The organism is Deinococcus fonticola, assembly GCF_004634215.1.
GTDB lineage: Bacteria > Deinococcota > Deinococci > Deinococcales > Deinococcaceae > Deinococcus > Deinococcus fonticola.
In genome coordinates this window covers 36,969-61,682 of sequence record NZ_SMMH01000013.1, presented here as the reverse complement: position 1 = coordinate 61,682, position 24,714 = coordinate 36,969, and the positions used below count along the sequence as shown (strand labels likewise).

27 protein-coding genes are annotated in these 24,714 nt (G+C 65.2%); 17 read left to right on the top strand and 10 right to left on the bottom strand.

Going from position 1 to position 24,714, the window contains the following annotated elements; translation table 11 throughout:
• Positions 1 to 360 precede the first annotated feature (360 nt).
• The 4 genes from E5Z01_RS09470 to E5Z01_RS09455 all read left to right on the top strand — a co-directional run bounded on the left by E5Z01_RS09470 (position 361) and on the right by E5Z01_RS09455 (position 4,578).
• Complete coding sequence (locus E5Z01_RS09470) at positions 361 to 1,065, top strand: MotA/TolQ/ExbB proton channel family protein (RefSeq protein WP_119765379.1); 705 nt, start codon at positions 361 to 363, stop codon at positions 1,063 to 1,065.
• 22 nt (positions 1,066 to 1,087) lie between these two features.
• Positions 1,088 to 1,480 (top strand): ExbD/TolR family protein, encoded by a 393-nt coding sequence (locus tag E5Z01_RS09465; protein ID WP_135229179.1) that lies wholly within the window; start codon positions 1,088 to 1,090, stop codon positions 1,478 to 1,480.
• 67 nt (positions 1,481 to 1,547) lie between these two features.
• Positions 1,548 to 3,734: a hypothetical protein gene (locus E5Z01_RS09460; protein ID WP_135229135.1), complete on the top strand. Its 2,187-nt coding sequence runs from the start codon at positions 1,548 to 1,550 to the stop codon at positions 3,732 to 3,734.
• Between the two features lie 58 nt (positions 3,735 to 3,792).
• Positions 3,793 to 4,578: a hypothetical protein gene (locus tag E5Z01_RS09455; RefSeq protein ID WP_135229134.1), complete on the top strand. Its 786-nt coding sequence runs from the start codon at positions 3,793 to 3,795 to the stop codon at positions 4,576 to 4,578.
• 69 nt (positions 4,579 to 4,647) lie between these two features.
• Here E5Z01_RS09455 and mltG read toward each other — a convergent pair whose 3' ends face one another.
• The 3 genes from mltG to E5Z01_RS09440 are packed head-to-tail and all read right to left on the bottom strand — an operon-like array spanning position 4,648 to position 7,004.
• Entirely contained in the window at positions 4,648 to 5,679 is a 1,032-nt protein-coding gene (mltG, locus tag E5Z01_RS09450) for an endolytic transglycosylase MltG (protein ID WP_135229133.1), read from the bottom strand.
• Positions 5,676 to 6,629, bottom strand: a complete 954-nt coding sequence (locus E5Z01_RS09445) for a carbohydrate kinase family protein (RefSeq protein WP_135229132.1) — start codon at positions 6,627 to 6,629, stop codon at positions 5,676 to 5,678. The genes mltG and E5Z01_RS09445 overlap by 4 nt, the downstream gene beginning before the upstream one ends.
• A 51-nt stretch (positions 6,630 to 6,680) precedes the next feature.
• Positions 6,681 to 7,004 carry a DUF309 domain-containing protein gene (locus E5Z01_RS09440; protein ID WP_135229131.1) on the bottom strand — a complete coding sequence of 108 codons (324 nt, stop codon included), beginning with the start codon at positions 7,002 to 7,004 and terminating at the stop codon, positions 6,681 to 6,683.
• A gap of 112 nt (positions 7,005 to 7,116) precedes the next feature.
• Here E5Z01_RS09440 and trxA point away from each other — a divergent pair, with 112 nt between their 5' ends.
• The gene (trxA, locus tag E5Z01_RS09435) at positions 7,117 to 7,452 is read left to right on the top strand and encodes a thioredoxin (protein ID WP_135229130.1); all 336 of its coding nucleotides are present in this window, start codon (positions 7,117 to 7,119) and stop codon (positions 7,450 to 7,452) included.
• Between the two features lie 134 nt (positions 7,453 to 7,586).
• Here the strand turns inward: trxA and E5Z01_RS09430 are convergent, their stop codons facing one another.
• Positions 7,587 to 8,159, bottom strand: coding sequence for an RBBP9/YdeN family alpha/beta hydrolase (locus tag E5Z01_RS09430; protein ID WP_135229129.1), 573 nt, complete (start codon positions 8,157 to 8,159; stop codon positions 7,587 to 7,589).
• Positions 8,160 to 8,253: 94 nt separating this feature from the next.
• On the opposite strand from E5Z01_RS09430, the gene E5Z01_RS09425 reads away from it, so the two are divergent.
• A complete protein-coding gene (locus E5Z01_RS09425; protein WP_135229128.1) occupies positions 8,254 to 9,198 on the top strand; it encodes a RodZ domain-containing protein in 945 nt (314 codons plus the stop codon).
• 6 nt (positions 9,199 to 9,204) lie between these two features.
• Here the strand turns inward: E5Z01_RS09425 and E5Z01_RS09420 are convergent, their stop codons facing one another.
• On the bottom strand, positions 9,205 to 10,299 hold the full coding sequence (locus E5Z01_RS09420) for a WD40 repeat domain-containing protein (RefSeq protein ID WP_135229127.1): 1,095 nt from the start codon (positions 10,297 to 10,299) through the stop codon (positions 9,205 to 9,207).
• 129 nt (positions 10,300 to 10,428) lie between these two features.
• Here E5Z01_RS09420 and E5Z01_RS09415 point away from each other — a divergent pair, with 129 nt between their 5' ends.
• From E5Z01_RS09415 to E5Z01_RS09395, 5 genes are all read left to right on the top strand, one after another.
• Positions 10,429 to 10,740, top strand: coding sequence for a 30S ribosomal protein S6 (locus tag E5Z01_RS09415; RefSeq protein ID WP_135229126.1), 312 nt, complete (start codon positions 10,429 to 10,431; stop codon positions 10,738 to 10,740).
• 123 nt (positions 10,741 to 10,863) lie between these two features.
• Positions 10,864 to 11,766 carry a single-stranded DNA-binding protein gene (locus tag E5Z01_RS09410; RefSeq protein ID WP_135229125.1) on the top strand — a complete coding sequence of 301 codons (903 nt, stop codon included), beginning with the start codon at positions 10,864 to 10,866 and terminating at the stop codon, positions 11,764 to 11,766.
• A gap of 42 nt (positions 11,767 to 11,808) precedes the next feature.
• Positions 11,809 to 12,081, top strand: a complete 273-nt coding sequence (rpsR, locus tag E5Z01_RS09405) for a 30S ribosomal protein S18 (protein WP_119765401.1) — start codon at positions 11,809 to 11,811, stop codon at positions 12,079 to 12,081.
• Positions 12,082 to 12,092: 11 nt separating this feature from the next.
• The gene (gene rplI, locus E5Z01_RS09400; protein WP_135229124.1) at positions 12,093 to 12,533 is read left to right on the top strand and encodes a 50S ribosomal protein L9; all 441 of its coding nucleotides are present in this window, start codon (positions 12,093 to 12,095) and stop codon (positions 12,531 to 12,533) included.
• Positions 12,534 to 12,801: 268 nt separating this feature from the next.
• Positions 12,802 to 13,476 (top strand): DUF2270 domain-containing protein, encoded by a 675-nt coding sequence (locus E5Z01_RS09395; RefSeq protein WP_135229123.1) that lies wholly within the window; start codon positions 12,802 to 12,804, stop codon positions 13,474 to 13,476.
• A 37-nt stretch (positions 13,477 to 13,513) separates the two neighbouring features.
• Here the strand turns inward: E5Z01_RS09395 and paaI are convergent, their stop codons facing one another.
• Entirely contained in the window at positions 13,514 to 13,873 is a 360-nt protein-coding gene (gene paaI / locus E5Z01_RS09390) for a hydroxyphenylacetyl-CoA thioesterase PaaI (protein WP_135229122.1), read from the bottom strand.
• Positions 13,874 to 14,160: 287 nt separating this feature from the next.
• On the opposite strand from paaI, the gene E5Z01_RS09385 reads away from it, so the two are divergent.
• Positions 14,161 to 16,092, top strand: coding sequence for an N-acetylmuramoyl-L-alanine amidase (locus E5Z01_RS09385; protein ID WP_135229121.1), 1,932 nt, complete (start codon positions 14,161 to 14,163; stop codon positions 16,090 to 16,092).
• Between the two features lie 63 nt (positions 16,093 to 16,155).
• On the opposite strand, the gene E5Z01_RS09380 is transcribed toward E5Z01_RS09385, so the two are convergent.
• On the bottom strand, positions 16,156 to 17,421 hold the full coding sequence (locus E5Z01_RS09380) for a cation:proton antiporter (protein WP_135229120.1): 1,266 nt from the start codon (positions 17,419 to 17,421) through the stop codon (positions 16,156 to 16,158).
• Between the two features lie 95 nt (positions 17,422 to 17,516).
• On the opposite strand from E5Z01_RS09380, the gene E5Z01_RS09375 reads away from it, so the two are divergent.
• On the top strand, positions 17,517 to 19,112 hold the full coding sequence (locus E5Z01_RS09375) for a gamma-glutamyltransferase family protein (protein WP_135229119.1): 1,596 nt from the start codon (positions 17,517 to 17,519) through the stop codon (positions 19,110 to 19,112).
• A 368-nt stretch (positions 19,113 to 19,480) separates the two neighbouring features.
• Here E5Z01_RS09375 and E5Z01_RS09370 read toward each other — a convergent pair whose 3' ends face one another.
• Entirely contained in the window at positions 19,481 to 19,867 is a 387-nt protein-coding gene (locus E5Z01_RS09370; protein ID WP_135229118.1) for a YchJ family protein, read from the bottom strand.
• An 81-nt stretch (positions 19,868 to 19,948) separates the two neighbouring features.
• Between E5Z01_RS09370 and mqnC the strand changes: the two genes are divergently transcribed.
• The 4 genes from mqnC to E5Z01_RS09345 all read left to right on the top strand — a co-directional run bounded on the left by mqnC (position 19,949) and on the right by E5Z01_RS09345 (position 23,858).
• Positions 19,949 to 21,139, top strand: coding sequence for a cyclic dehypoxanthinyl futalosine synthase (mqnC, locus tag E5Z01_RS09365; RefSeq protein WP_119765419.1), 1,191 nt, complete (start codon positions 19,949 to 19,951; stop codon positions 21,137 to 21,139).
• A gap of 287 nt (positions 21,140 to 21,426) precedes the next feature.
• Positions 21,427 to 22,659, top strand: a complete 1,233-nt coding sequence (locus E5Z01_RS09360) for a class I SAM-dependent RNA methyltransferase (RefSeq protein WP_135229117.1) — start codon at positions 21,427 to 21,429, stop codon at positions 22,657 to 22,659.
• Between the two features lie 288 nt (positions 22,660 to 22,947).
• Positions 22,948 to 23,352: a hypothetical protein gene (locus E5Z01_RS09350; RefSeq protein ID WP_135229115.1), complete on the top strand. Its 405-nt coding sequence runs from the start codon at positions 22,948 to 22,950 to the stop codon at positions 23,350 to 23,352.
• A 101-nt stretch (positions 23,353 to 23,453) separates the two neighbouring features.
• A complete protein-coding gene (locus E5Z01_RS09345) occupies positions 23,454 to 23,858 on the top strand; it encodes a hypothetical protein (protein WP_135229114.1) in 405 nt (134 codons plus the stop codon).
• 38 nt (positions 23,859 to 23,896) lie between these two features.
• Here E5Z01_RS09345 and E5Z01_RS19490 read toward each other — a convergent pair whose 3' ends face one another.
• Both E5Z01_RS19490 and E5Z01_RS19485 read right to left on the bottom strand, forming a co-directional pair.
• Positions 23,897 to 24,079: a hypothetical protein gene (locus E5Z01_RS19490; RefSeq protein WP_167757850.1), complete on the bottom strand. Its 183-nt coding sequence runs from the start codon at positions 24,077 to 24,079 to the stop codon at positions 23,897 to 23,899.
• A gap of 162 nt (positions 24,080 to 24,241) precedes the next feature.
• On the bottom strand, positions 24,242 to 24,535 hold the full coding sequence (locus tag E5Z01_RS19485; RefSeq protein WP_167757849.1) for a hypothetical protein: 294 nt from the start codon (positions 24,533 to 24,535) through the stop codon (positions 24,242 to 24,244).
• Positions 24,536 to 24,714: the final 179 nt, after the last annotated feature.

Below are 24,714 nucleotides of genomic sequence, written 5' to 3'. Positions count from 1 at the left end.
CGGTGTGTGACTGCCAGCAACCCGCAATTCGGGGACGAGAGCGCTAACCGACTGGCTGGTGAAGCCACGCTCTAGCCCTAGTCCATCCACGAGGTCGTGCCGGAATCCGGTGTGCTGAACGCCGGGGAACTGGACATCATCATGAATTCCTTCTACACAATCACCCTGGCGGCAGAGGTGTAGGACTCGTGAACATAAAAAAGTCCGAGGAACTGCTATCCAACGGGCTGGCGGGGCGATAGGCGGCTCTAAGCCTAGGGTACTGGCGCCGGGACAGAACCACTTTCAGACCGGCGGTCTGCGGGCTTTTCTCCCATGTTTTTCACGCTTGCCATGCAAAGGCGTGGTAATCAGTTCTTAATGAATGTCCTGGATCTCGCCCGGAATGCTGGCCCGCTGCTGTGGGTGCTGCTGGCCCTTTCGCTGTACGTCGTGTACCTGGCGGTCATGCGGGTGATGGCGCTTTCGCGGCTGGGGCAAACGGCCAGCACGCTGATCGAGCGGGCGCGGGCCGTTACGGCAGAGAGCGGCCCGGTGGCGGCGCTGCGTGAAGTGGATTCCTCGGGCAATCTCTCCCCGGCGGCCAACGTGCTGCGGGCGGGCCTGAGCCGCGCCGACCGTGGCCCGGACGCAGCCCAGGCGGCCATGAACGCCGCGATCTTGCAGGAAGACAGCCGCGTGTACGCGGGCCTGAGTGCCCTGGGGACGGCGGCACAGATCGGCCCGCTGCTGGGCCTGCTGGGCACGGTGGTGGGCATGGTGCGCTCATTCATCGTGTTCAGCCAGACCTCTGCCCCCACGCCCGCGCAACTGGCGCAGGGCATCAGCGAGGCGCTGGTAAACACGGCCGCCGGTCTGATCATCGCCATCGTGGCTTACGTGCTGCGTAACGCGCTGCGCAGCCGGGCCGACGCGATCATGACGCAGGCCGAGCGCGTGCGTGAAGAACTTCCCTCCTGGCTGGGCCGGGGCAGTGCCGTGGCGGTGGCTCCGGCGCCAGCCCGTGTCCCGGAAGTGACCCTGAGTTTCGACCATGTGCCGGGTACGCCCGTGGTGGGGGACTGAGGTGGCCGCGCTCCGCCGCCGCATGCGCGACGATGATCAGGCCATTCACTTCGACTTCGCGCCGATGGTCGACATCGTGCTGCTGCTGCTCATCTTCTTCTTCCTGACCAGCAGCCTGGGCGTCCGGCAAAACGCCCTGCCGCTCGACCTGCCGCGGGCCAGCACCACCGTCAAGGAAACGCCGGCCCTGCCCATCGTCAGTGTGGACAGAAGCGGCAAGGTGTTCCTGAACGGTAAGGAAACTACCCTGACCAAACTGAAGATGCAACTTAAGCCGCTGCTTGTTACTTCAAACGGCGTGGTGGGCCTGCGCGCCGACGAGCGTGGGAATTATGGCGCGGTCGTAAAGGTCATGGACGTGATCAAAGCGTCCGGCGGGGAGCGGCTGGCGCTAGGAACGCGCACGGCGCAGTGAAGGTAGGAGCCGTGAAGTCAGGAGTATTGAGGGGCACAGCAGTGAGGTTGATGACAGTGAGGCGCACGTGACCACTTTCTTTCCCCGTAAACCCCTGCCGCCGGATCAGGAGCGGCGTGACCGGGCCGTGTCGATCACGGCGACCGTGCTGCTGCACGTGGCTCTGCTGGGCGGCCTGGCGCTGCTGAAGCCGGACAGGCCCGCCTTCCGCCCGCCCACCAGGCAGGAGCTGAAAAGTGCGCCGCTGGAAGTGGTGACACTCGCCCCAGCTGACCTGCCGCAACCCGTAACGGCGGCCCCGGTCACGCCGCCGCGCCCCCCAGTGAACCCACGCAGCGCTGCGGCAGTCACTCCACCGAAAACGCCACCACCAACGCCGCCGAAGACAGTGCCGCAACCTGTGCCGGCAAAACCGGTGGTGCAGGCCACCAGACCTGCCCCGACCCCCGCCGCCCCGGTGAAACCCGCCACGCCCCCGCCCGCTGCGCCCACGCCGCAGGCTCCGGTGCGCCCGCCCGCCACCCCGGCCCCGACGCCTGCGGCGTCTCCCGCTCAGGATCCCACGCCCGCCGAGCAGCCGGCGCAGGCCGTGAATCCATTGCAACCCGCTGAGTCCGCGCCGCTGCCGCAATTGCCGAAAGTCACGGGCGCAGAGCCGTTGCCCGTTCCCAAAGCCATCGCCACCGACTCCGGTTCCACCGTGCGCGTACCGGACAACACCATCGACATTCCAGAATCTTCGCTGCCCACGCCCGCCAACCCGCAACCCGCCACACCGGAAATCGCGCCGGAGCAGGCGCAGGCGCGGCCCAGCGTGCCGGGCAGCGTGGAACCGCAGCCGGAAGCTGTGCGCCCCGCCCCGGAAACCCCGGCACAGCCCGTGCCGGCCCCCGCCGCCGCACCCGAAGCGGAACCGCAGCCCGTCACCGCACTGCCACGGCGCGACCAGGCCGCGCCCAGCAGTGAAACCGACTCGACCGCCCCCGCACGCGGCGCGGCGACCAGTACCGAGGAGCCCGCCCCGGCGCGGCCCAGTGCGTCGTCGGCGAACACCAATGTGGACGCCGGGCCAGCCACGGCACGCATTCCGGCCCGCCCTCAGGCCAGCAGCAGCACGGCTACCGCCCCCACGGCGTCCACCACCGGGCGCGGGGAACCCATTCCGGTCGCCCCGACCACGGACGCGGGCCGGGCTGGCCGGGTGACCGAAACCCCCCCCACGGCGGCGCCGACCACCAGCACCGGACGCGGACAGGCCACCACGCCTGCCCCAACCGCTCAGGCCCCGGCCGCCACCACGCCGGCCCGCACGCCCACGCCGGCCAGCCCCAACCCCCAACCCACGCCAAACCCCCAGTCGCGCGGAGCACAGGGCGCGGGCAGCAGCGCCGCCCCCGCCGCCGAAACCCCACGGGCCGCGCAGACGCCCGGCGCCGCGGCCGGAACAGGCGCAGGCACCCCGACCACCAACCCGCGCAGTGGAGGAACGGCCACCAGTACGTCTCCCGGTACGCAGACCGAAGCGCCCAACCGGGGAACACCGAACAGTAATGGCACCACCCCCGAGGCCGCAGCCGCGCCGCGCCAGTCCACGGGCGGCACGGGCAACGGCGCAGGTGGCGCCACCGAAACAGGTGCGCCGGCTGCCGGACGCGGCCCCACCACTGGCGGCACGGGCACCGCCCCCGGCAGTGGCAACGGCACTGGGGAAACCCCGGCAGGCGGGCGCGGCGCAGGCACCGGAGCGGGCAACGGTTCCGGCGCCGGGGCGGCTCCGGCGGCGGGCGCGGCCGGCCAGGGCGGCTCTGGAACTGGCGGCACTGGGGCCGGCGGTTCCGGCGCAGGCGGCGGCGAAACGGCCCGGGCCGGGGGGGGCGGTGGGGCCACCGCCGGAAACGAGAACCGGCCCCTGAACTGCTCGGTGGTCGTGGACGTGCGCGGCCTCGGTAACTTCCAGCGCGACATGAGCAGTTTCGTGTTCGACGCGGCTGGCACGCAACTGTGGCCCGACGCCGCCCTGATTGGTGGTGTGAGCAGCCAGCTGGTGCAAGAAGGCAACCTGCACACCTACATCACGTCAGAAGGGGCCATCGGCGGGTTCAAGAACGTTACCCGCGTGAAGGCCAGCAAGATCAGGCCCACCAAGTTTGCCCCCAACTCCAGTGTGTTCACCGACACCGAACTGGACGCCGCGGCCGCCGCGCAGTTCCGCGCCGCCGGCAAGGCCTGCCGCGTCGTTTACCTGAAGGATTAAGTTCGCCCCTGCACGCGTCAGTTTCTCGTCACTGACACCGTTTGAAATGAGGTTCAACATGCGTAAACCCGGACTCCCGAAACTCCTGCTCCTGACCCTGACCGTCCTCTGTTCCGCCCCGGCCCTGGCGTGGGTGCCGAAACTGGAGGAAACCACGGCCCGCAACGTCATCGACGGCGCTTACGGACGCCGTGATACCGTGGCCACGTACCTGACCCTCGACCTGAACGTCAAAGATGGCAAGTTCGCCGCCGGGGACGGTCTGGTGAAGGCCTTCGACGGTGGGGACGCCTGCGTGGCCGACTGGATCGCCAAGCCGGCCGACTACGTCAGGGGCAGCCGGGTCGGCACCATCACCGTCAGCGGGCAGGCCGACCAGCTGTACTTCCAGGCGCAGGACGCCCGCGACAGCTTCAGGAACCTGACCGTGCCGGACGCCCTGGGCGCGGAATTGGCCGGCAAACGAATTGCCGACGGCGAACTGCGCGTGGACGTGAACGTGCGCGGCCTGCCCAGCGAGAAGGCCCGCGACGCCTACATGGTGCGCCTTAGAGGCCCAGGCGGAAAAATGATCGCGCCGACCCGCAAAAGCTACGTGAACGACTGGAAACCGCTGGACGCTGCGGCTCCGCAAAGTGCTCCTGCCCCCGCCGACAAGACCGCCCCGGCAGCTGCGGCGCCCGCGCCGGCCAAAGGGCCATTGCAAGGCACACTGGTGTACTACTTCAAACCGCTGGAAGCGGGCATCGGCGCCAGCGACAAGGCGGAATTCCTGATTCGCAACGAGAACGGCGATAACCCCTGCGCGTACAGCGTCACCTTCGATCTGAGTAAATTCCAGTAATAGTGGGATAAAGGAGCGGGTGGTGAGAAAGGGGAAAACTTCCTCTTCTCACCACCCGCTCCGGTTTTCTCAGCGGTGGCGCTCGTTGTCCTGCAGGTGCTCGGCGTAGGTGTGGTTCACGTAGATTTTGCCGTCTCTGGCGTGCAGGAAGTACAGGGCGTCGCGCCCGTCGTTCATTTTGCGCTTGGGATCGAGGACAGCCATTAAAGCGGGGTTGCCGGGGTTGTTGATCGGCCCGGCGGGCAGCCCCTGGCGGGTGTAGGTGCTGTAGGGCGTGTCCTTGGTAAAGTCCCCGGCGCTCCGGTCAAGTTCCGGCAGGTCTTTGTTCAGACCGTAGGCGACGGTGGGGTCGCTGCCCAGCGCAATGCCCTCATCCAGGCGGTTCAGGAACACCCCGGCAATGACGGGCATTTCGCCGTCATTGGCAGCTTCGGCCTGCACCATGCTGGCCAGGATCACCCAGCCGCGCACGCTGAGGCCCTGCGCTTTGGCTTTGGCGACGTTGGCGGGCGTGAATTCCTGATCCATGCGCTCTACCATCTTTTTCACCATGGTACTGGCGCTGTCCTTGGGCCGGAATTCGTAGGTGGCGGGGAACACGAAGCCTTCCAGGTCGGGTTGCTTGCCGCTGGCGTACGTGCTGAGGCTGGTGTCCTTCAGTGCGGCGGCAATCTGCGCGCCATTAAAGCCGGCTGCCTGGAAGATGGCCGGCAGGTCTTTGATACGCCGGCCTTCGGGGATAGTCACGTTGACCACCTGAATGCGGGCGGGGCCAGCCAGTTTGTCCGCCACCTGATTCACGCTCATCTTGCCGTTGAGGTCATAGAACCCTTCCTTCAGCTTGCTGGCGGTGCCGTTCTGATCCATGACGTAGCGCAGCACGCGCGCGTTTTTCACGATGCGGTTTTCTTCCAGTTTGCGGGCAATGGTGCCGGGCGTTTCGCCGGGTTTGATCTCCAGTTCGTAAGTTCCGCCGCCCGCCGGGCCGAACAGGCTTTTCACGTACATGGCCGCGCCCAGCACCGCCAGCAGGGCCAGCACCAGCAGGGCCAGCAGCACCTTGAGCCAGGTGGGCAGGCCGCCCCCTTGCAGGCGCGTCACGCGCTCACCGCCTGCAAGGTCAGGCGGCGCGTGAGTTCGTCGTCGGCGGGCGGTCGGGCACCGAAGCGCGACACCACCCAGCCCCCCACCTGCACCGCCACCTGCGCGGCCTTTTGCGCGTCACGGTGCCTGAGCCACCCGGCCAGGAACGCCCCGCCGAAGGCGTCGCCCGCGCCCGTGGCGTCCACCAGCTGGTCATCCGTGGCGGGTACGTGTACGCGCGGCGTCTGCGGCCCCTCGATCAGGGCGCCGTCCTCGTCCATTTTCAGCACCACCAGCGCCTGCGGGTAACGCTCCCGCAGCCAGTCCAGCGCCCTGTCGTGCTGGTGTTCACCGCTCATGGCGCGGGCTTCGTCGTCGTTGGGGAACATCACGTCAAAAGGAATACCATCCACAACATTGAGAAAGCTGTCGACACCCATCTGCTGAATCATCTGGAAACTCCCCGGATCGAGGCTGAGGGTCGCGCCCGCCGCCTTGGCCAGCCTGGCCGCCGCCAGCGCCGCCGCGCGGGGCGGGTCACGAAAGAGGCTCCAGGCAGTCAGGTGCAGGTGCCCCGCGCCTTCCAGTACTTTCACCGGCAGCTCCTCGGGCAGCAACTCCCAGTCCGCGCCCTGTCCGGTCAGCATGGCCCGCTGGCCCCGGCGGTCGATCAGGGCCAGAATCACGCCCGTCAGGTGCGCCCGGGTGGCGATCACCTCGGCCTGCACGTCCTCGGCCTCCAGTTCCTGCACGGCCAGGTCACCGAAACGGTCCTGGCCGATCTTGCCCACAAAAGTCGACGGGTGGCCCACGCGCCGCGCCCACACCGCCAGGTTCGCGGCACTGCCGCCGCCGGAAAGTTCCATTCGGCCGGTGGTGTCCCCGCCGGGCAGCAGCATGGTGTCGGGTTTCGCCAGGACGTCCCAGGTGAGATCACCCAGCGAGACCAGAGGTTGACGTTCGCTCATGACTGCCGCGTAGGATAGCGCACCCTCCGGCGGGCACAGCTCAGGCGCCGCTCAGGCTGACGGCAGAGGAATCTGGGGGTGCATTCCCTCGGTGTTCAGGGCCAGGCGAACCTCCTCGCGGAGCCGGGCGACATTTATGCCCCCATACACCTCCGGCACGTCTGCGAGTTTCGTCAGGGCCTTCTCGAAATTGCGGGAAGTCAGGCTGCCATGGTGCCAGCGCTTGTGCAGGGCCGCCGCCAGCAGAATCAGGCCCTGAATGAACTGCCGCTCCTGGCCCCGGGCGCTCATCCACGGCCCCTCCCAGGCCTCGTGGGCCTCCCACCACAAGCCCGCGTTGAACAGGGCCGCGCCCTCCTGCAAATCCGACCGCATAAGCGCAGCTTAACGGGCGTGAGCACGCTGCTCATCAGGTAAGCACTCAATGAGGGAAACCCCACCCCGGACCTAACGCGCAACCATACCAGGGGGACGTATACTGCCGGGCATGAAACCCGTTGAGCTTACGGACAGCAACTTCAGCAACGAAATTTCCGAGGGGTTGACCCTGGTGGACTTCTGGGCTCCCTGGTGTGGCCCCTGCCGCATCATCGCGCCAGTCGTCGAGGAACTCGCCGGTCAGTACGAGGGGCGCGTCAAGGTAGGCAAGGTGAATGTCGACGACAACCCCGCCACCGCCGGACAGTTCCGCGTCATGAGCATTCCCACCCTGATTCTTTTCAAGGACGGCCAGCCCGTCGACACCCTGGTCGGTGCACAGCCCAAGCGCGCCTTCGAGGCCCTGCTCGACAAGCACGCCGGGGCCAGCGTCGCCGCGAACTGAACACCGCAGCGCAGACGGGCGAGAGCTGTTCACTCTCGCCCTCTGCTTTTTTGGCTGGGAGGCCGTAGAAAAAATGAGGGGCTGGCGTGTTGCCGTCATCCTCTGCGTTTTCTGCCCGCTGTTGACTGTCTGCGCTAAATCCGGACGATGTCGGGCGGTGTCCAGGCGTGCAGGGCTTCGGAGAGCAGAACTTCACCGTCGGGCCAGTCGCCGTGCCCACTGGCAATGTTAATGTGCCCGGCCTCGCCTGCCGAGATAAATTCGGCGTCCCAGGCCCGCGCAAACTGCTGTGCCCGGTCCAGGCTGGCGTAGGGGTCGTTCTCGCTGGCCACCACCAGGGCCGGGAACGGCAGGGGAGACAGGGGCACCGGAGCCATCTGGGCCGCAGCGGGATGTTGCTGATGCAGATTGGGGTGATCCATATCGGGCGGAGCGACCAGCAAGGCCCCTTTCACCCGTTCATTAGCGCCGTAGAACCGAGCCCAGTGCACCACCGTCGGAACGCCGCAAGAATGGGCCACCAGCACCAGCTCGCCCGGCGTGGCCTCGATGACCTCATTCAGACGTTCTGCCCAGGCGGCCGGCGTGGGGTTCTCCGGGTCGTCCTGCCTCACGCGGGCGGCCCCGTATTTCTGCTCCCAGAGCGTCTGCCAGTGCTCCGGCCCACTGTCTCCCAGGCCCGGCACGATCACAATTTGCGGCGGCATAGGGCAGTGTACGGGATGGTGGAAAGCAGGGCGTGGAGCATGGCTAAAATCACCTTTTCCACGCTTGTGCCCTACATGCATTAAAGTGACGCGTATGACGTTCGGTGCTGCCCTCCAACAGGCGCGTGAGGCCCAGGGCCACGACCTGGCCGATGTGGCGGCCCGCACCAGAATTCGCAGCGAGTACCTGCGGGCCATCGAGGCCGAGGAACTGGGCGCCCTGCCGGAGCGCGCGCTGGTGCGCTCGTACATCACCACCTATGCCCGCGACCTGGCCCTCGACCCCGCGCCGCTGCTGGCCGATCTGGAGGCCCTGTACCCGGACAATGCGCCTCCGGTGCAGCGCTCTTACCTGCAAACGACGGAACCCGCCCGGCGCGGTTGCGGGGCGGCCCTGCCCACTCTGCTGGCTGTCCTGCTGATCGGTGGGGCGGCCGCCTACTCGTTCTGGCAGTCCCGCGCTCCTAAAACGACTGCCAAAGTGCCTGTCGAGGTGGAGGAACCCATCGCGCCCGTGAACGTGAACCTGACGGTCGAGAGCCTGCCGGGGGGCGCAAAAGTCTTTCTGGATAACCGTGAGCTGGGTCGCGCCCCCATTCGCTCGTTTCCCACCGAGGCCCGCCAGGGCGCGGTGCTGCGAGTCGAGTACGGTGGGCGCATGCCCTTCAAGCAGAACATTGATCTGCGCCAGGGCCGGCACCTGAAGGTGCGCCTGATGCCCCTCAACATGGGGGCCAGCATCATGACGGACGCCAGTACCGGGCAGGTGCAGGAATCCCTGCCGGTGCCCGTTCCCAAGGCCCCGCCTGCTCCGGTCAAGGGCGTGACCGTTTCCCTGAGCGGCGCGTCGTGGCTGCGGGCCACCGCGCCGGACGGCAACGTGCTGTACGAAGGTATCCTGGGTGCCGGCACCACCCGCACTTTCCCCAACGGCACCACCCTGCGCGCCGGAAACGCCGGGGCCGTGAAAGTCAGCGTGGACGGCGGGGCCGCCGAGACCATGGGGCCAGATGGACAGGCGCTCACCAGAAGGTACTGAGTCCGCTTACGGCCAGTTCCACAAGTGAAGTTTGCCGTTCACGCTGGCGGCCAGAAACTCACCGTCCTCGCTGAGGCTCACGCCCGTAACGTTCCGTGTTCCGGGAAGTGTCAGCGCCTCCCAATGGCTTCCCGTCCACTGCGCGGCGCGGAGCTTGCCGTCCGCTAGCCATGCCGCCCGCGGTTGACCGTCGTGTCCCAGCGCCAGGGCCAGCGTCTCGGCCATCTCGTTCCCGGCACTTAAGGCACCACCCAGCCGCTGCCACGCCCTCCCGTTCAAGCGACTCACGAAAACACGGTCTGGATCGTCGTCCCTACTCTCGATCCAGGCCACTACAGGTTGACCGAAAGGCGTCAGGTTCAGGCGAGGTTGTGTGGTGAATGAACCAGGCGTGCGGTTCAGAGGCGGTCTCAGGCGTTCCCAGCGGTCGGGAAGGGTTTCACGCATGACTACGACATTCATGCTGGCGTAATTGCCTTCCAGGAAAACCACAGTTCGCAACCCGCCCGGCCCCACCCGCACGTCCGGGGCGAACCCTGCAAACTTGATGTCGCTCAGCACCGCGTCCGGCAGCCACGTCTTCCCATCCCAGCGCAGCGGGCGCACTGAGGCGGCCCACGCGCCCGGCACCGCCAGATCCGTCCACAGCAAGGTGGGGACGCCATTTTTCATCACGTCGAAGGAACGCGAGCGGCCCGCGTCGCTCAGGTTGCGGCGCACGGCGCTGACTTTCGCCTGCCAAGATTGACCATCCCACACGCGCATGAGCCAGGAGTCCACGTGCGCGATCCCGGCGTCCTCGGCCCAGCCCAGCCACCAGCGCCCGTCCGGGCCAGTGCAGGACATCAGTTGCAGGGCGTTGAAGGTCGGGTCTTCGTTCAGCACGCCGCCGAGGCGCTCCCAGCCGTTTTTGCTCAGCACAGCGGCATGAAGCTGGAAATTTGTAGTTTTCTCCGTCCAGGCCAGCCGCACCTGCCCGTTCACGTGCGCTACCGCTGTCAAAGCCACCGGGTTTTGAATCTCCGGCACAGGCAAAGCAACAGGGGAGACTGCGCCAGCGACTGACAACGTCAGCAGGGCCACCACACTCGCAAGTCGCATGAGACAGCGTAACACCCGCCGTACCTCTGGCCCCCCGCGCCATGATCTGCTACTCTGGTCAATTGCGCTGCCCCGGCCAGGTCACCCCCCGCCCGGAACATGCGACGCCGTTTTGCAAGGAGGTGAAACATGCAACAGTACGACTTGAACCTGATCCTGAACCCCAACCTCAGCGCCGAGCAGGTGCAGATCGAGAAGGATTACATCGAGAACACCCTGAAGAACACCGGGGCAGAAATCGTTGGTCTGGACGACCGCGAAAGCAACACCCGCCTGGCTTACCACATTGGTAAAGACCGCGAGGGACGCATTCTGTTCTACACCATCAAGGCCGCCGGCAACCCCGAGAAGGACATTGCCAGCAGCCTGCGCCTGCGCGACCACGTTCGCCGCGTCCTGGTGGTCAAAGACCGCCCGGAGTGGAAGACCAAGAAAGCCTGAGTCTTTTCTGTACTTGACAGAATAACGCAGGCTTGTTACTGTCTGGTCAACCTGCTCGACAGGCCGCACGGCAAGCAACGAAAGCAACCTAGTTAGCTACGACAGCAAAGGAGAAGTACCAGTATGGCCAGAGGCATGAACCACGTTTTCCTGATCGGCGCACTCGCCCGTGACCCCGAACTGCGTTACACCCCCAGCGGCACCGCCGTGTTTGAAGCCACCGTGGCCGGCGAAGATCACCTGATCGGCACGGACGGCCGCGAACGCAAACTCCCGTGGTACCACCGCGTTTCCATTCTCGGCAAACCCGCCGAGTGGCAGGCGGAACGCAACCTGAAAGGCGGCGACGCCGTGATGGTCGAAGGTAGCCTGGAGTACAGCCAATGGGAAGCCCCGGAAGGTGGCAAGCGCAGCATGGTGCGCGTCAAGGCGCTGCGCATGGAGCAGCTCGGTTACGAACCGGAGCTCGTGTCAGACGCCGGAGGCGGCGTACGCATGGGCAGCGGCATGAACGAAGTTGTCCTGATTGGCAACGTCGTCCGTGACCCCGAACTGCGTTACACGCCCGCCGGAGACGCCGTGCTCGGACTCGGCCTGGCCGTGAACGAAACGTGGAATGACCGCCAGGGACAACGCCAGGAAAAAACCCACTGGATCGACGCGACCCTGTGGCGTGAACTGGCCGAAAGCATGCAGAGCGTCCGCAAAGGTGACCCCATCATGGTCGTCGGGCGCCTCGTGAACGAATCCTGGACGGACAAAGACGGCAACAAGCGCAACAGCACCAAAGTAGAAGCGACGAGAGTCGAAAGTCTCGCCCGAGGCGCCGCTGCCGGCACAACCGCCGGCTACGCTGCCTCCCCCGCCGCACCTCGCACGCAGACCGCGAGCAGTCCGGCGCGCCCGGCGGCCACCGCCGCCAGGGCAAGTGCTCCCGCCAGGAGCGCGGGGAACCGTTCGGGCAACTTAGACATTGACCAGGGTCTCGACGACTTCCCACCCGAGGAAGAAGACCTGCCTTTCTAAACCTCCTCGCTTGAGGAGTGAAGGCAGGCACAAGGAACTGAAATGACGCAAGGCAACAGTGACCGTAAGCCGCGCGGGAAGGGCCCCAAGCGCCCCCGCAAGCCCAAGGTTGATCCGTTCTCCATCGGGGAACTGGAAATTACCGATTACAAAGACGTGAAGATGCTCCGCCGCTTCGTAAGCGACACGGGCAAAATCCTTCCTCGCCGCCGCACCGGCCTCTCGGCCAAGCACCAGCGCCGCATCGCGCAAACCATCAAGATTGCGCGTCAGATGGCCCTGTTGCCCTACACCGAGAAACTGGTCAGGAAATAAGGAGAAGAGACATGCAAGTGATTCTTCTTGAACCCGGCAAGCTCGGCAAGACCGGTGAAGTGGTGAAAGTCAAGGACGGGTACGCCCGCAACTGGCTGATCCCCCAGGGCAAAGCCGCCGCCGCCACCAGCAGCAACATGAAGACGCTGGAAGCCCAGCTGCGCAGCATCCAGAAGCGCCAGGCACAGGAAAAGGCCACCGCCGAAGACCTGTCCAGCCGCCTGAACGGCGTGGCCGTGGAACTCAGCGTTCGCGCCGGCGAAGGCAAGATCTACGGTGCCGTGACGCACGCTGACGTGCAGGGTGCGCTCGACAAACTGGGCTTCGACGTGGACAAGCGCCGCATCGACATGCCCAAGACCGTCAAGGAAATCGGCGAGTACGACATCGCCTACCGCGCCCACCCCGAAGTGACCATCCCCATGAAACTCGTGGTTCACGCCTCGAAGTAACCCAAGGGAAAAGAAGAACCCCGTCCACGTGGCGGGGTTTTTTCGTTATTGCCAATGCTGGCGGACAAGTTCCGGCAGTTCACACTCTGGAATGCGGGCCAGTTCCGGCAAGATGTCTCCTTCCGCCAGTAGCTCACCGACCAGCCACCACCCTAAAGACCTGAATTTAACCTGATCCCTTTCCACTTCCACGCACTTGAAACCGCGCACCGCGCACGGCTTCCCGCGTACCTGTTACCCTGGTGTTCATGACGGAGGAGGGGAACTGATGCCCGGTGCGGGTGGGGGACAGGGGGCCGTTCACCCGGAAGGCCTCACGGAAGTCAGTTACAGCACCAACCAGGCGAATGCCCTGATTCACCTGTACCGCGCCGAGGTGGGGAAAATGACGGCTTACCGTCAGCGGCTGGACATGACCACCAACTGGTCGGTGGTGACCACCGCGGGCCTGGCGAGTTTCGCGCTGGGGGACGTGAACAACAGTCACGCGACCTTTCTGTTCGCCATGTTCATGAACTACTTTTTTCTGCGTTTGGAAGCGCGGCGTTTTCGCACTTACGAGATTGCGCACCACCGCGTGCGGATCATGGAACGGTTTTTCTACCCGGCCATGCTGGGCGATAAGGTGGACGCCAACTGGCATCAGTTGCTGCTGGCCGAGTTGAGTAAACCGCGCAGTCCCATGAGCCGCAACGACGCGATGGGCTGGCGGCTGGGGCGCAATTACCTGTGGATTTACACGGCGGTGCTGCTGGCCTGGTTTGCGAAGCTGGATTTGCAGATGCCGAAAGGCTGGAAACTGGAGTTCCCGGCGGCCCTGGAACTGGCAGACATCGGGAGTTTTCCGGGCTGGCTGGTGTTTCTGGGGGTATTCACGTTTTACGGTTACCTGATCTGGCTGGCGGTGCGGGCTTACCGGACTTACCCACTGGAAGAAGGCTGAGGGCAGCTTTTACAGCGGAGGCGCACCGTTAGAGGTTTTACGCAGGTTTCTCGCGCCTGCTGACGGTGCCCAGGAACAGGGCGATTTTCTCGTCGCCGCGCAGCACATCCACGCGGTAGGTAGCGAGGGTTCGTCCCACCCGTTCCGGCACGGCCACGGCCACCAGTTCATCCCCGATGTTCGCGGCCTTGAAGAAACTCATGTGGGTCTCCACGGCGACGGCCTGCGCTTCCTGGTTGGAAATCACCGCGAACGCCTCGTCGGCCAGGCTGAAGATCACGCCGCCGTGCGCGGTGCCGTGCATGTTCAGTCCCGCCTCGTTGACGGTCATGGCGATGCGGGTCAGGGTGGGGGACGCTTCCAGAACGGTCATGCCCAGGGTGGACTCGAGACTCATACGTCAGGCTACCCCCGGAAGGTCACTGCCAGGCCGGCCCCGACTGTTCGATGAGAACGCCCTTTAGCTTTTTGAAATGTCATGCAAAGGTCACATGGAGCCGTGTGGCGCGGCTGGTGACCACAGGCCGGACGCAGTTTTTGGCGTTTCAGAAGGGTCGTTCTCTGCTCGATTGAAGAGACGCTTTATTTTCTCATCCTTTTGGCTGACGTGTCAGTCAGAGAAATAGCCTTTAATCATGAGGGGAAATGTGGCTTTCTCACGTTCGGCGTTCCAATATAAAACCCATGAAGGCCCGTGCCACCCTGCTCTCATCAGCTCTGCTGCTCAGTTCCTGGGCCGCCGCACAGACCGACCCCTTCCAGCGCGGGGCACCCCCGCAGGCCACCCCCTCCCTCCGCAGCGGCAACGCCGTCACCGTACCGGGCGCGACGCTGAACGTGCCCCCGCCCGCCGCCGCCACCCCGGCCAGCGCCTCCGCGGCCAGCCCTGTCACCGCCTTCGGGAACCCGCGCAGCAGTTCCGACGGCAACACCACCCGCATCGTGTTCGATCTGCCGGCCAGCCCTTTGACGTACACCCTGACCCCGACTTTCAGCGGCCTGCGCATCGACGTGCAGGGGGCGCGCGTCATTCCCGCCGTGACGGCGCGCCTGGGGGCCACCGTGACTGAATACCGTGCAGGTGGCGGGCAGGTCACGCTGGTGACGCCCTTTCCGCTTTCCACCACCGAAGGCTGGCGGGCCAGTGAGGCGACCATTGCTGGCGGCACCAGAGTGCTGATTCTGGAATTCGGTGGCACGCTCTCCGGCGGGGCCGGGCCGACCGTCAAGGGCCGCGTGCTGGCCGCTGCTCCAGCCACCACCACCGCTGCCCAGGCCACCCTCAGCGCCCCGCTGCCGACATCCCCGAGTGCCGCAGCGGGGGCCGGGCTTTTTCCCGGTACTGTCGGTTCGGGCGCGGCGGGTGCCGTGGGTGCCGGAACGGTGAATCATGCCACTGTCAAGGGCGCACAGACAGCGCTCACGAGTGGCGGCAATGGCGTGGGGCTGCCGCCCGGCGACACCATCCGTACCGGCCCAGTGGTGCCCGCACCTGCCCTGCCCGGCGCAGACTCCGAGAAGCCCAGCCCCCTGACGGGCCGTGTGCCCGGCGACGCTGGTGCCAGCGTGCCCCTCAGCGCCCCGCGCATCGGCAAGAACCCCGGCTTGACGCGTGTGGTGCTTGACCTGCCCGCCGGCGCCAGTTACCGCCTGGTGCCCACCGCGCTGGGGATGCGCGTCGAACTGAGCGGCGTCACGGTCGGCCCCGCCGCCCAGATGGAAGCGGACGTGTCGCCTGAAGTGCGCGGCTGGCGTTACGACGCCGTCAGCGGCGGCGTTCACGTGAGCCTGCTGACCGCAGCCCCCACCACTGTGCGCAGCGGCTGGCGTTCTCAACTGCTGCCCCCCGCGAGCGGCAGCGACCGTTACCGCCTGGCCATCGACCTCTCGCCGGCCCTGGCCGACACCACCGCCCTGAAACCGAGCGAGAAGATTGTGGCCAGCGTGCCACCCATTCCCACGGCGCGCGGCACCGCCATCCTGGCCCTCAGCGCCAGTTACGCCCGACCCCGCGTGGTGATCGACCCCGGTCACGGCGGCATCGACCCCGGCGCAGTCGGCGCGGTGGTCGAGAAGGAGGTGAACCTGGCAGTGGGCCTGCGCGTGCGCGACCTGCTGAAGGCCGCGGGCGTGGATGTCGTGATGACCCGTGACCGCGACACGCAACTCAGCCGGGACAAGAACACCGACCTGAACATGCGGGCTGGCCTGGGCACCCCCGGCACGCAACTGTACGTCAGCATTCACGTGAACGCCATGGCCCCCGCCAACGTCCTGCGCGGGTACGGCATCGAGACGTGGTGGAACCCCAACCACCCCCTCTCGCAGAACCTGGCCGCGCTGCTGCAACGCAACACCATTCAGACCACCGCCGCCTTCGACCAGGGCCTCAAGAGCAGCCGCTCGCTGGCCGTGCTGCGCAACAGCCGCATCCCCGCCGCGCTGATCGAGGTGGGCTTCACCAGCCACCCCGTCGACGGCCTGAACCTCAGGGACGACAATTACCTCGACCGCCTGGCCCTGGGCATCGCCAACGGCATCCGCGACGCCCTGATTACCGGCGTCACCGCCAACAACAGCGTTACCCGAAGTGCAGTGGGCGGTGCCGGGAAGTAAGAGCACAAAACCCAATACAACTGACCGGGTCGGCGTGCCTACCGTTGACACCCCTGTACGGCCTCAGTTCAGGTTCGAGCGCCGCTGCTCGGCGTCCACGGCTTTTTTCACCAGGGGCATGATGCTCAGGCCCTGCGCGGCGATGCTGAACAGCACGATCAGGTAGGTGGCGGTCAGCAGGGTACTGCGGTACTCGCTGGGCGGTAGGCCCAGGCCCAGGCTGATGGCGATGCCGCCGCGCAGGCCGCCCCATGTGAGGAGCCGCACGGTGTAGGCGGCGTACCCCTCGCGGGCCCGCAGCAGCAGCATAGGCAGCGCCACGCTGGCCCAGCGCGCGGCCAGTGCCACGCCGATCAGCAGGGCCGCGGCCAGCAGCTGAGGGGCAGTGGGTTGCGTGAGCATCACGTCCAGGCCAATAAAGGCGAACAGCACGATGTTCAGCACCTCGTCCACCGTTTCCCAGAAGCCTTCGATGTGTTCGCGGCTCTCGTCGCTCATGGCGGCGTGCTTGCCGGCGGACAGCGCCAGGCCCGCCACCACCATCGCCAGCGGGCCACTGATGCCCAGGGCGGTGGCGGCCACGTACCCGCCCACCACCAGCGCCAGCGTGATCAGTATCTCCACCGCGCGCTGCTCGATGCTTCTGAGCATGGCGTACCCCAGCGCGCCCAGCACGGCGCCAAAGGCCATGCCGCCCAGCGCCTCGCGCACGAACAGCGTCAGCGCGCTGCCCAGGCTGGCCTCGCCGTGGTGGGCACCGATGCCCGCCATGCCCGCCAGCACCAGAAACACGACCACGCCCACGCCATCGTTGAAGAGGCTTTCCCCGGCAATCAGCGTCTCTATTTTCTTGGGCACCTGGGCGCGTTTCAGCAGGTCGAGCACCGCCACCGGGTCGGTCGGGGAAATCAGCGCCCCGAACAGCAGCGACCACATCAGGGGCACGTTCAGGCCCACCAGCCCGAACACCGCGTAAGCGCCGAACCCGATGATGAACGTGCTGATGAGGGTACTCAGCACCGCCAGGGTCAGGATGCTGGTGCGCTGGCGCATCATCTGCCGGGCATCCAGGCTCAGCGCTCCGGCAAACAGCAGGATACTCAGGATGCCGTTCAGGACGAAGTTGGTGAAGTTCAGGGTCTCCAGCAGTTGCGAGGCCCAGCCGCGCACGCCCGGCGTGAGGCCGGTGGCATCCAGCACGATCATCACGAAACTGCTCAACGCGCCCGCCAGCGTGACGCCCACCGTGGTCGGAAGCTTCAGGGTGCGCTCGTTGAGATACGCCAGCACGGCAGTGAAACTGATCAGAACGGCGAAGGCGGTCAGCACGCGCCTACTGTACTCCACAGGTCAGAACATGAGGCCCCTCATCGCAAACGCGTCCCGCGCTGCTTTTCAGCTGCGTGGTGGTGCTAGCCTGCGCCATGCCCTTCAATCCAGACTTTCCCGTGGTGCGCCGCCCGCTCTACGCCCGCCGGGGCATGGTGGGGACCAGTCAACCGCTGGCCGCGCAGGCGGGCCTGAGCGTGCTGCAAGCGGGCGGCAACGCCGTGGACGCCGCCATCGCCACCGCCGCCGCGCTCACCGTGGTCGAACCGACCAGCAACGGCATCGGCGGGGACAACTTCGCGCTGGTGTGGGCCGGCGGCGAGGTTCACGGTATGAACGCCAGCGGGGCCGCGCCCGCCGGGCTGACGTTGGACGCCCTGGCCGGCGGCGAGATGCCCCGGCACGGCTGGACGCCCGTGACCGTGCCCGGCGCGGTGCGTGGCTGGGCAGATCTGCATGCCCGGTTCGGGAAACTGGATTTCGCGCAGGTGCTGGCCCCCGCCATCCGATACGCCCGCGAGGGCTTCCCGCTGTCGCCGGTGCTGGCGGCCAACTGGGCGCGGGCCATCCGCAGTTACCGCGCCCTGAAGTTGCCCATTCTGGACGAGTGGCTGCGCACCTTCGCCCCTGAAGGCTTCACGCCGCGCCCCGGCGCTCTGTGGCGCAGTGAAGGCCACGCCCGCACCCTGGAAAGCATTGCCCGCAGTCACGGCCAGAGCTTTTACCAGGGTGAGCTGGCCGAGCAGATCGACGCGCACGCCCGCGCCACCGGCGGGTTCCTGCGCGGGGAAGACCTGGCCGCGCACCAGACCGAGTGGGTCACGCCTATTTACACCGACTTTGACGGTCACCGCCTCTACGAGATTCCACCCAACGGCCAGGGCATCGCCGCGCTGATTGCCTTAAATGTCCTGAACGGCCTGGAACTGCCCGAGCGGCGCGACGACCCGGCCGGGCTGCACCTGCAAATCGAGGCCATGAAGCGCGGCTTTCACGACGCGCACACCGCCGTGGGCGACCCCCGGCACGTCGCGGTGGATGTCGAGCACCTGCTGTCAGACGCCAACGCGCAGGCGCACCGCCAGCACCTCTCGGACGCGGCGCACGACCCGGCCACCACCGCGCCCAGTGCCGGCGGCACGGTGTACCTGTGTACCGCCGACGAGGGCGGCCAGATGGTCAGTTTCATCCAGAGCAACTACATGGGCTTCGGCAGCGGCGTGGTTATTCCCGGCACCGGTATCGGGCTTCACAACCGGGGCCACAACTTCCACCTCGACCCCGCGCACCCCAACGCCCTGAAACCCGGCAAACGCCCCTACCACACCATTATTCCCGGGTTCCTGACCAGCGCGGACGGCACGCCGGTTGGCCCCTTTGGCGTGATGGGCGGCTTCATGCAGCCCCAGGGCCACCTGCAGGTGGTGCTGAACACCGTGCGCTACGGCATGAACCCGCAGCAGGCGCTGGACGCCCCGCGCTGGCAGTGGCTCAGTGGTAAGCGCGTGGAAGTCGAGCACCACCTGGGCGCCCAGCTCGCCCGTGAACTGGCGGCCAGGGGCCACGAAGTGAGCGTGCAACTGGAGTCCGGCAGCTTCGGACGCGGCCAGATGATTCGCCGTGACCCCGAGACCGGCGTACTGGAAGGCGGCACCGAGAGCCGCACCGACGGCCACATCGCGGTGTGGTAAGGCAAGCGTCGGCGAATGGCTTGACGCAGGCGTAGAGGGCAGTGTCCAGGAAGTCGCTGGGTGGTAGGTGAGCCGTCGTTCAGAGCGCTCTGGGCGCGGCCAGAGGACTCCTGATGCCTGTCACCCGAGAAATGGCGCGAGGGGATGCAAAGTACAGTTCAGCTCAATCCTCTCGCTGGCTACCCTGCGTCTAGAACATCCCCCCAGCATTGTTGACCGGCAGCTTCAGAATCTGAAACGGTCAAGAAGAAGAGCCGCTGCTTTTGCAGGCGGCCCTCGGCGCTGCGGACTTCACCCGGCCCGCGATATTCAATTGCGCTGGTAACCCCAGTGTACGCAACGATCATGACGTAATTGTCACATCGTGTTTACCTGATACTAACGTTGCCATCCACGTACACCCAACGCCCACCCAGCCGCTCGAAACGGCTCCGTTCCCGGAAGCGGTGGGTGTGCCCGTCCGGCGTTTTCAACGTGACCGAGAACTCCACCTCATCCCTCACCGCCTCGTGAATGGTCAGGCCCGTGTACCTGATCCCATCGTTCAAATCCAGGTCAGCCGGGCGTTTCTCCGGGTGGCACGTTTCCAGCACATAAGCCGTGTCCTGAAGGAAATAGGCCGAGTACCGCGAACGCATGAGCTTCTCCGGTGTTTCCGGCCATTGCGCCCCGGTATGAAAAGGCTGACAGCAACTCGCGTAACTGCGGCCGGAACCACACGGGCAGGGTTTGACAGGCGGGTAGAACACAGGCATAGACAGAGGGTAGAGGTTCAGGCCGGGGCGGTAAACCCCGCTGCACAAATGCCCCACAGGCCCGGTGCTACGCTTGAGGGCATGACCGCCCTCCCCGCCACCGCTGCCGCCGTGCTCGACCCTGTATTGGAGAAGGCTGCACGCGGCGAACGCCTCGACGCCCAGGAGATCGAGCGCCTGTACTCGCTGCCACTGCCCGATGTGGCCGCCGTCGCCAACGACCTGCGCCTCGCGCGCCGCGACCCCAACGTCGTGACCTTCCTGATCGACCGCAACATCAACTACACCAACATCTGCAACGTGGGTTGCAACTTCTGTGCGTTCTACCGTACCCGCCGCCAGAAAGACAGCTACACCCTGGACTACGAGCAGATCAGCCAGAAAATCCGTGAACTCGAGGACGTGGGCGGCAACCGCATTCTGATGCAGGGCGGCGTGAACCCTGAACTGCCCCTGGAGTATTACACCGGCCTGCTGAGGCACATCAAGGAACACCACCCCAGCATCCGTATCGACGCTTTTTCGCCCGAGGAAGTGCTGTTCTTCGAGAAGACCTTCGGCCTGAGCCTCGACGAACTGCTGGACGTGCTGATCGAAGCGGGCCTGGACGGCCTGCCTGGCGCGGGCGGCGAGATTCTGGAAGACGACGTTCGTGCGGGGGCTGCTCCCGCCCGTATCCGCGCCGACGACTGGTTCCGCATCATCGACGCTGCGCAGCGCAAGGGCCTGTACACCATCAGCACCATGGTCATCGGCTTTGGCGAAAGTTACGCCCAGCGTGCCCGCCACCTCCTGAAAATCCGTGATCAGCAGGACAAAGCTACACAGGACTACGACGGTAACGGCTTTTCAGGCTTCGCCATGTGGACGCTTCAGACCGAAAACACCCGCCTGCACGGCAAGGCCCCCGGCGCCACCGCGCACGAATACCTTCAGCAACTTGCCATCGCCCGCATCGCGCTGGACAACATCCCCAACATCCAGGCCTCCTGGCCCGCGCAGGGCTTCAAGGTCGCGCAGGCCGCCCTGTACTACGGCGCGAACGATTTAGGTTCCACCATGCTCGAAGAAAACGTGGTCAGCGCGGCCGGTGGGCATGACCGCCACAGCGTGACCAAACGCGAACTCATCCGCATTGCCCACGACGCCGGATTCACGCCCGCCATCCGCAACAGCCGCTTTCAGATCATCGAATGGCCGAATGTGGAAGAAGTGCTCCACCAGAGCGAAGAAAACAGAGAGAAGGAACGCGCGGTGGGAGCGGGCCGGTAATCGCGTTGGCGTGCGGCCCTATCCCCACCGGGAACAAGCAAACTGACGTTGCTCTAAGGAATGGCTCTTTGCGGTAAGTAGCTGCGGGACGGTGGTTAAGGCAGCAGGGCGATGTTTCTTGGAGGTTCGAGGTTCGGTTCTTAGGCACGTGCACCCAGGAGCGGCTACTTCTCCATCAACGATTCAGGCTAAGCGAAGCCTCACCCCCGACTGGCAAGGCTGCGCTGCAACACCGCTACGGCGGGCGCCGTAAGGCAGTCCGGGTGGTGGGTGCTACCCTGAACATCATGTCTGATTCGCTTGTCACGCTGGAAATTGAGAAACTGGTCGCGGGGGGCTTTGGCCTGGCCCGTGACGATGCTGGCGTGGTGCTGGTGCGCGGAGCCTTGCCCGGAGAACGCGTCACGGCGAGCATCAAGGCCGGAAAGGGCGTGCGGCAGGGCAGCGTCGTGGAGGTGCTGCGCCGCAGCCCGGACCGGGTGGATGGGCCGGACTTGCCGACGGCTGACCTGGGGCACGCGACGTACGAGGCGCAACTGGCTTACAAGCGCGGGTTCGTGGAAGAAGCCTTGACCCGTATTGCGAAAATTCGCCATGAAGTCGAGAAAACCGTTCCCAGCCCCGACGCCTGGAATTACCGCAACACCGCGCAGTACCTGATTACCCCGCAGGGCTTCGCCTACCGCGAGCGGCGGGGCAATGATCCGCTGGTGTTCCAGGCCGACCCGCTGGTCATGCCGGAAATCCAGGCCATCCTGGACAAACTCGACCCCGATCGCCTCGACCCTGCCACGGAAATCGCGTTCCGGGCCAGCAAACTCACGGGTGAAGTGGTCGCGGCGATTATCGGTTCCGGCGAGCCCCGCCAGTATCTCCGGGCCAGTGATCACCTGATGGACGCGGGCGTGGTGGGTGTGTCCCTGGCTGAACCGGCCGGGAAACGCTTCAGCGCAGGCGTGCGCCTCATTGCTGGGGAAGGCGAAATTCGTGAACGGTTCGGGAGTGTGGAAGTCAGTGTCAGCGCCGTAGGTTTTGCGCAGGTGAACCCGCAGGCCGCCGGACTGGCATACATTCACGCCGCTGAACTGGCTGGAAAAGGCGACCACGCCGCCGACCTGTACGGCGGGGCCGGCGCCATCGCCCGTCACCTTGCCCCGAATTTCCGGCGCGTCACCGTGCTCGACACCAGCAAAGAAGCCCTGGAGCGCGGACGGCAGGACGTGCAGCAAAGCGGGCAGAAGAACATCACCTACCGCCAGGGGGACGCCGCCCGCTTCAGCGAAATGGGCGCGGACGTGATCGTCGTCGACCCGCCGCGCGCCGGGCTGGACGAAGCCGCCCGCCAACACATTCAGCACAGCACCGCCGACCGCCTCGTCTACATCTCCTGCGACCCCGCCACCTGGGCCAGGGACGTGGGTGAACTCGCCCGTTACGGCTGGAAACTGGGTACTGTCACCCCGCATGACTTCTATCCCCAGACCAGCCATGTCGAGATTGTCAGTGTGTTGGAGCGGTAAAACTGGACTGGAGGCGAATCGGTTTAGTGCCGTTGAGGTCAGGCAGGGCAACAGCAGCCTGGCCAATTTTCTGAGCTTGAATTCGCCAGCGGTAGAGCGCCAAATTGCTGATTTCGAAGTCGCACGCCGCCTGGGCAGCCTGACGCTTGAGTTCGGAGGTGTCCGTCTGTCTGATCTTCCTGAGCTTGCCTGCTGTGGAAAGGTTTCATTCCACCAACTCTTCCTGATTTCAGTTCCTCAAGTAACGATTCAGGAAGGCCACAGCCACGGGCGGTACGCTGCCCATCAATGACTCCGCGTACTGCCCTGCTGCTGTTCTTGCCTGCCCTGCTGTGCGCGTGTCAGGATCAGCAGGCGCGGCAGCAGAACGCCGAACTCGGGAGGCGGGTCGCTGCGCTGGAAGCGGAAGTCAAGGCCCTGCGGGCCGAGAGGCCGCACACCTTGACGGTGGACGCGGTGACCACCGTGACTGTTCGGGCCGCCGCGCAGAACTGCGCCCTGGAACTGGCCCGCACCCTCGAACAGTACCGCCAGGACAGCCTGGAGCACCGCTACCCCTCCCGCACCGAAATGGAATTCCCGGACGCCTGCAAGAACCAGAATGTCAACTGGCAGAACCTGAGCCATCAGGCGTACGACTTTCGGGTGCTGGGCCGTGATGGCAAACCCCTCGCGGAGCAGGCGGGGCCGTAAATCAGCAGGCCATCTATGCGGTTGATGGGCGGCACAGGCCAAACGAATGTAACCTGCACCCTAATATGTTATGCTGTAAACATAATCAGGAGGGTTCACCTATGCCATACACCGTTCAGCTCCTTGACGAAACCACCACCGGCCTGAAGCCTATCCCCGCCCGCCAGCTTGACTTCGACAGCGAAACCGTCACCATCCGCGAACTCATCCGCCGCCGCGTGTACGAGGAATGCACCGAATACAACGCCAGTAACGGGCAACGCTTCCGGGGCCTCGTCACCCCCGAAGGCATGGAACGCCAACTCAACATCCCCACCACGCCCCACCACCGCAAAATCGACTGGGAAAAACAGTACGCCAGAGCACAGGAAGCTTTCCAACGCAACGGAATCATCGTCCTCGTCGGAGATGAGCAAGCCGATGAATTAGACGAAACGGTGACGTTAAGGCTGGGCGAACCGCTGGAAGTCACGTTCCTGAAACTCGTGCCACTGGTGGGGGGGTAGAGATGACCTTTCCACAGCACCCCACCCTTCAGGATTTTCTAGACGCCGTGGAAGAGGCACTGGAAGCGGGGAATGGCTCCAGCAATATCGGCCACACCTTCAATTACCTCCTGCATAAATTGCAGCCGGATGACGCTTTGGCCGCAAGGAACTTCATCAAAGATTTCTTTGCCAGTCGCACTCCCAGTCATTGTGGCCAACTGGCAAAGTGGCTTTTTCATGCTCCGGCCTTCGCTACGAGTTGGGAGATGCTGGCGGCTGTCCAATGGGCTACCAACCAGAAGCAGGCTGTCGTGGCAAGCATCTTCTACAACTCAACCTCTGGAAAAATAGACGAACGAGTGCAACTCCTACGCATGTACGCTGGCCTTGCTGAACGCTGGTCAGAGGCAGCGCAGGAACTGGCGGACTACATAAGCGAAATCAGGCGGCTTCAGACAGACGAGGTGACGCAAAACAGCCCGGTGGCTCAGGCCGAGGAAGTCTGGTCGCGACTGACCGCGTACGCCGACAGAACCTCGGCTCCCTCCTGGAACGCAGAATTCTGTGAGGTTATCTCTCGGTTGCCTGCCGGGGCCAGACGCCATCTGCTGACCATGGCGCTTGACGATCAGTCTCTGACTGATTCCACAGCGGCGCTCAATCATAAATTCAGCCATCACATCGGGATCATTCATTCCCTCCTTGGCACATTAGAGGGCGGGAAAGAATGGGAGCAGTTTGACCAGATCGTGTCCATGCGTGGAAGTCCATTTTTGTCATACGCCGCGCAGTGGAGAGCCGGCAAGTGGGAAGTCGATCCCTCCACGCTGGCCCTTCAGGAGAAACTGAATCAGAGAGCCGTGCAAGGAGAAAT

Bases quoted from the DNA above. Each gene is read 5' to 3' on its own strand.
- E5Z01_RS09470 (WP_119765379.1), top strand. From the start codon at position 361: ATGAATGTCCTGGATCTCGCCCGGAATGCTGGCCCGCTGCTGTGGGTG.
- E5Z01_RS09465 (WP_135229179.1), top strand. From the start codon at position 1,088: ATGCGCGACGATGATCAGGCCATTCACTTCGACTTCGCGCCGATGGTC.
- E5Z01_RS09455 (WP_135229134.1), top strand. From the start codon at position 3,793: ATGCGTAAACCCGGACTCCCGAAACTCCTGCTCCTGACCCTGACCGTC.
- E5Z01_RS09445 (WP_135229132.1), bottom strand. From the start codon at position 6,629: ATGAGCGAACGTCAACCTCTGGTCTCGCTGGGTGATCTCACCTGGGAC.
- E5Z01_RS09440 (WP_135229131.1), bottom strand. From the start codon at position 7,004: ATGCGGTCGGATTTGCAGGAGGGCGCGGCCCTGTTCAACGCGGGCTTG.
- trxA (WP_135229130.1), top strand. From the start codon at position 7,117: ATGAAACCCGTTGAGCTTACGGACAGCAACTTCAGCAACGAAATTTCC.
- E5Z01_RS09430 (WP_135229129.1), bottom strand. From the start codon at position 8,159: ATGCCGCCGCAAATTGTGATCGTGCCGGGCCTGGGAGACAGTGGGCCG.
- E5Z01_RS09425 (WP_135229128.1), top strand. From the start codon at position 8,254: ATGACGTTCGGTGCTGCCCTCCAACAGGCGCGTGAGGCCCAGGGCCAC.
- E5Z01_RS09420 (WP_135229127.1), bottom strand. From the start codon at position 10,299: ATGCGACTTGCGAGTGTGGTGGCCCTGCTGACGTTGTCAGTCGCTGGC.
- E5Z01_RS09415 (WP_135229126.1), top strand. From the start codon at position 10,429: ATGCAACAGTACGACTTGAACCTGATCCTGAACCCCAACCTCAGCGCC.
- E5Z01_RS09410 (WP_135229125.1), top strand. From the start codon at position 10,864: ATGGCCAGAGGCATGAACCACGTTTTCCTGATCGGCGCACTCGCCCGT.
- rpsR (WP_119765401.1), top strand. From the start codon at position 11,809: ATGACGCAAGGCAACAGTGACCGTAAGCCGCGCGGGAAGGGCCCCAAG.
- rplI (WP_135229124.1), top strand. From the start codon at position 12,093: ATGCAAGTGATTCTTCTTGAACCCGGCAAGCTCGGCAAGACCGGTGAA.
- E5Z01_RS09395 (WP_135229123.1), top strand. From the start codon at position 12,802: ATGCCCGGTGCGGGTGGGGGACAGGGGGCCGTTCACCCGGAAGGCCTC.
- paaI (WP_135229122.1), bottom strand. From the start codon at position 13,873: ATGAGTCTCGAGTCCACCCTGGGCATGACCGTTCTGGAAGCGTCCCCC.
- E5Z01_RS09385 (WP_135229121.1), top strand. From the start codon at position 14,161: ATGAAGGCCCGTGCCACCCTGCTCTCATCAGCTCTGCTGCTCAGTTCC.
- E5Z01_RS09375 (WP_135229119.1), top strand. From the start codon at position 17,517: ATGCCCTTCAATCCAGACTTTCCCGTGGTGCGCCGCCCGCTCTACGCC.
- E5Z01_RS09370 (WP_135229118.1), bottom strand. From the start codon at position 19,867: ATGCCTGTGTTCTACCCGCCTGTCAAACCCTGCCCGTGTGGTTCCGGC.
- mqnC (WP_119765419.1), top strand. From the start codon at position 19,949: ATGACCGCCCTCCCCGCCACCGCTGCCGCCGTGCTCGACCCTGTATTG.
- E5Z01_RS09360 (WP_135229117.1), top strand. From the start codon at position 21,427: ATGTCTGATTCGCTTGTCACGCTGGAAATTGAGAAACTGGTCGCGGGG.
- E5Z01_RS09350 (WP_135229115.1), top strand. From the start codon at position 22,948: ATGACTCCGCGTACTGCCCTGCTGCTGTTCTTGCCTGCCCTGCTGTGC.
- E5Z01_RS09345 (WP_135229114.1), top strand. From the start codon at position 23,454: ATGCCATACACCGTTCAGCTCCTTGACGAAACCACCACCGGCCTGAAG.
- E5Z01_RS19490 (WP_167757850.1), bottom strand. From the start codon at position 24,079: ATGAAAAAGCCACTTTGCCAGTTGGCCACAATGACTGGGAGTGCGACT.
- E5Z01_RS19485 (WP_167757849.1), bottom strand. From the start codon at position 24,535: ATGAATGATCCCGATGTGATGGCTGAATTTATGATTGAGCGCCGCTGT.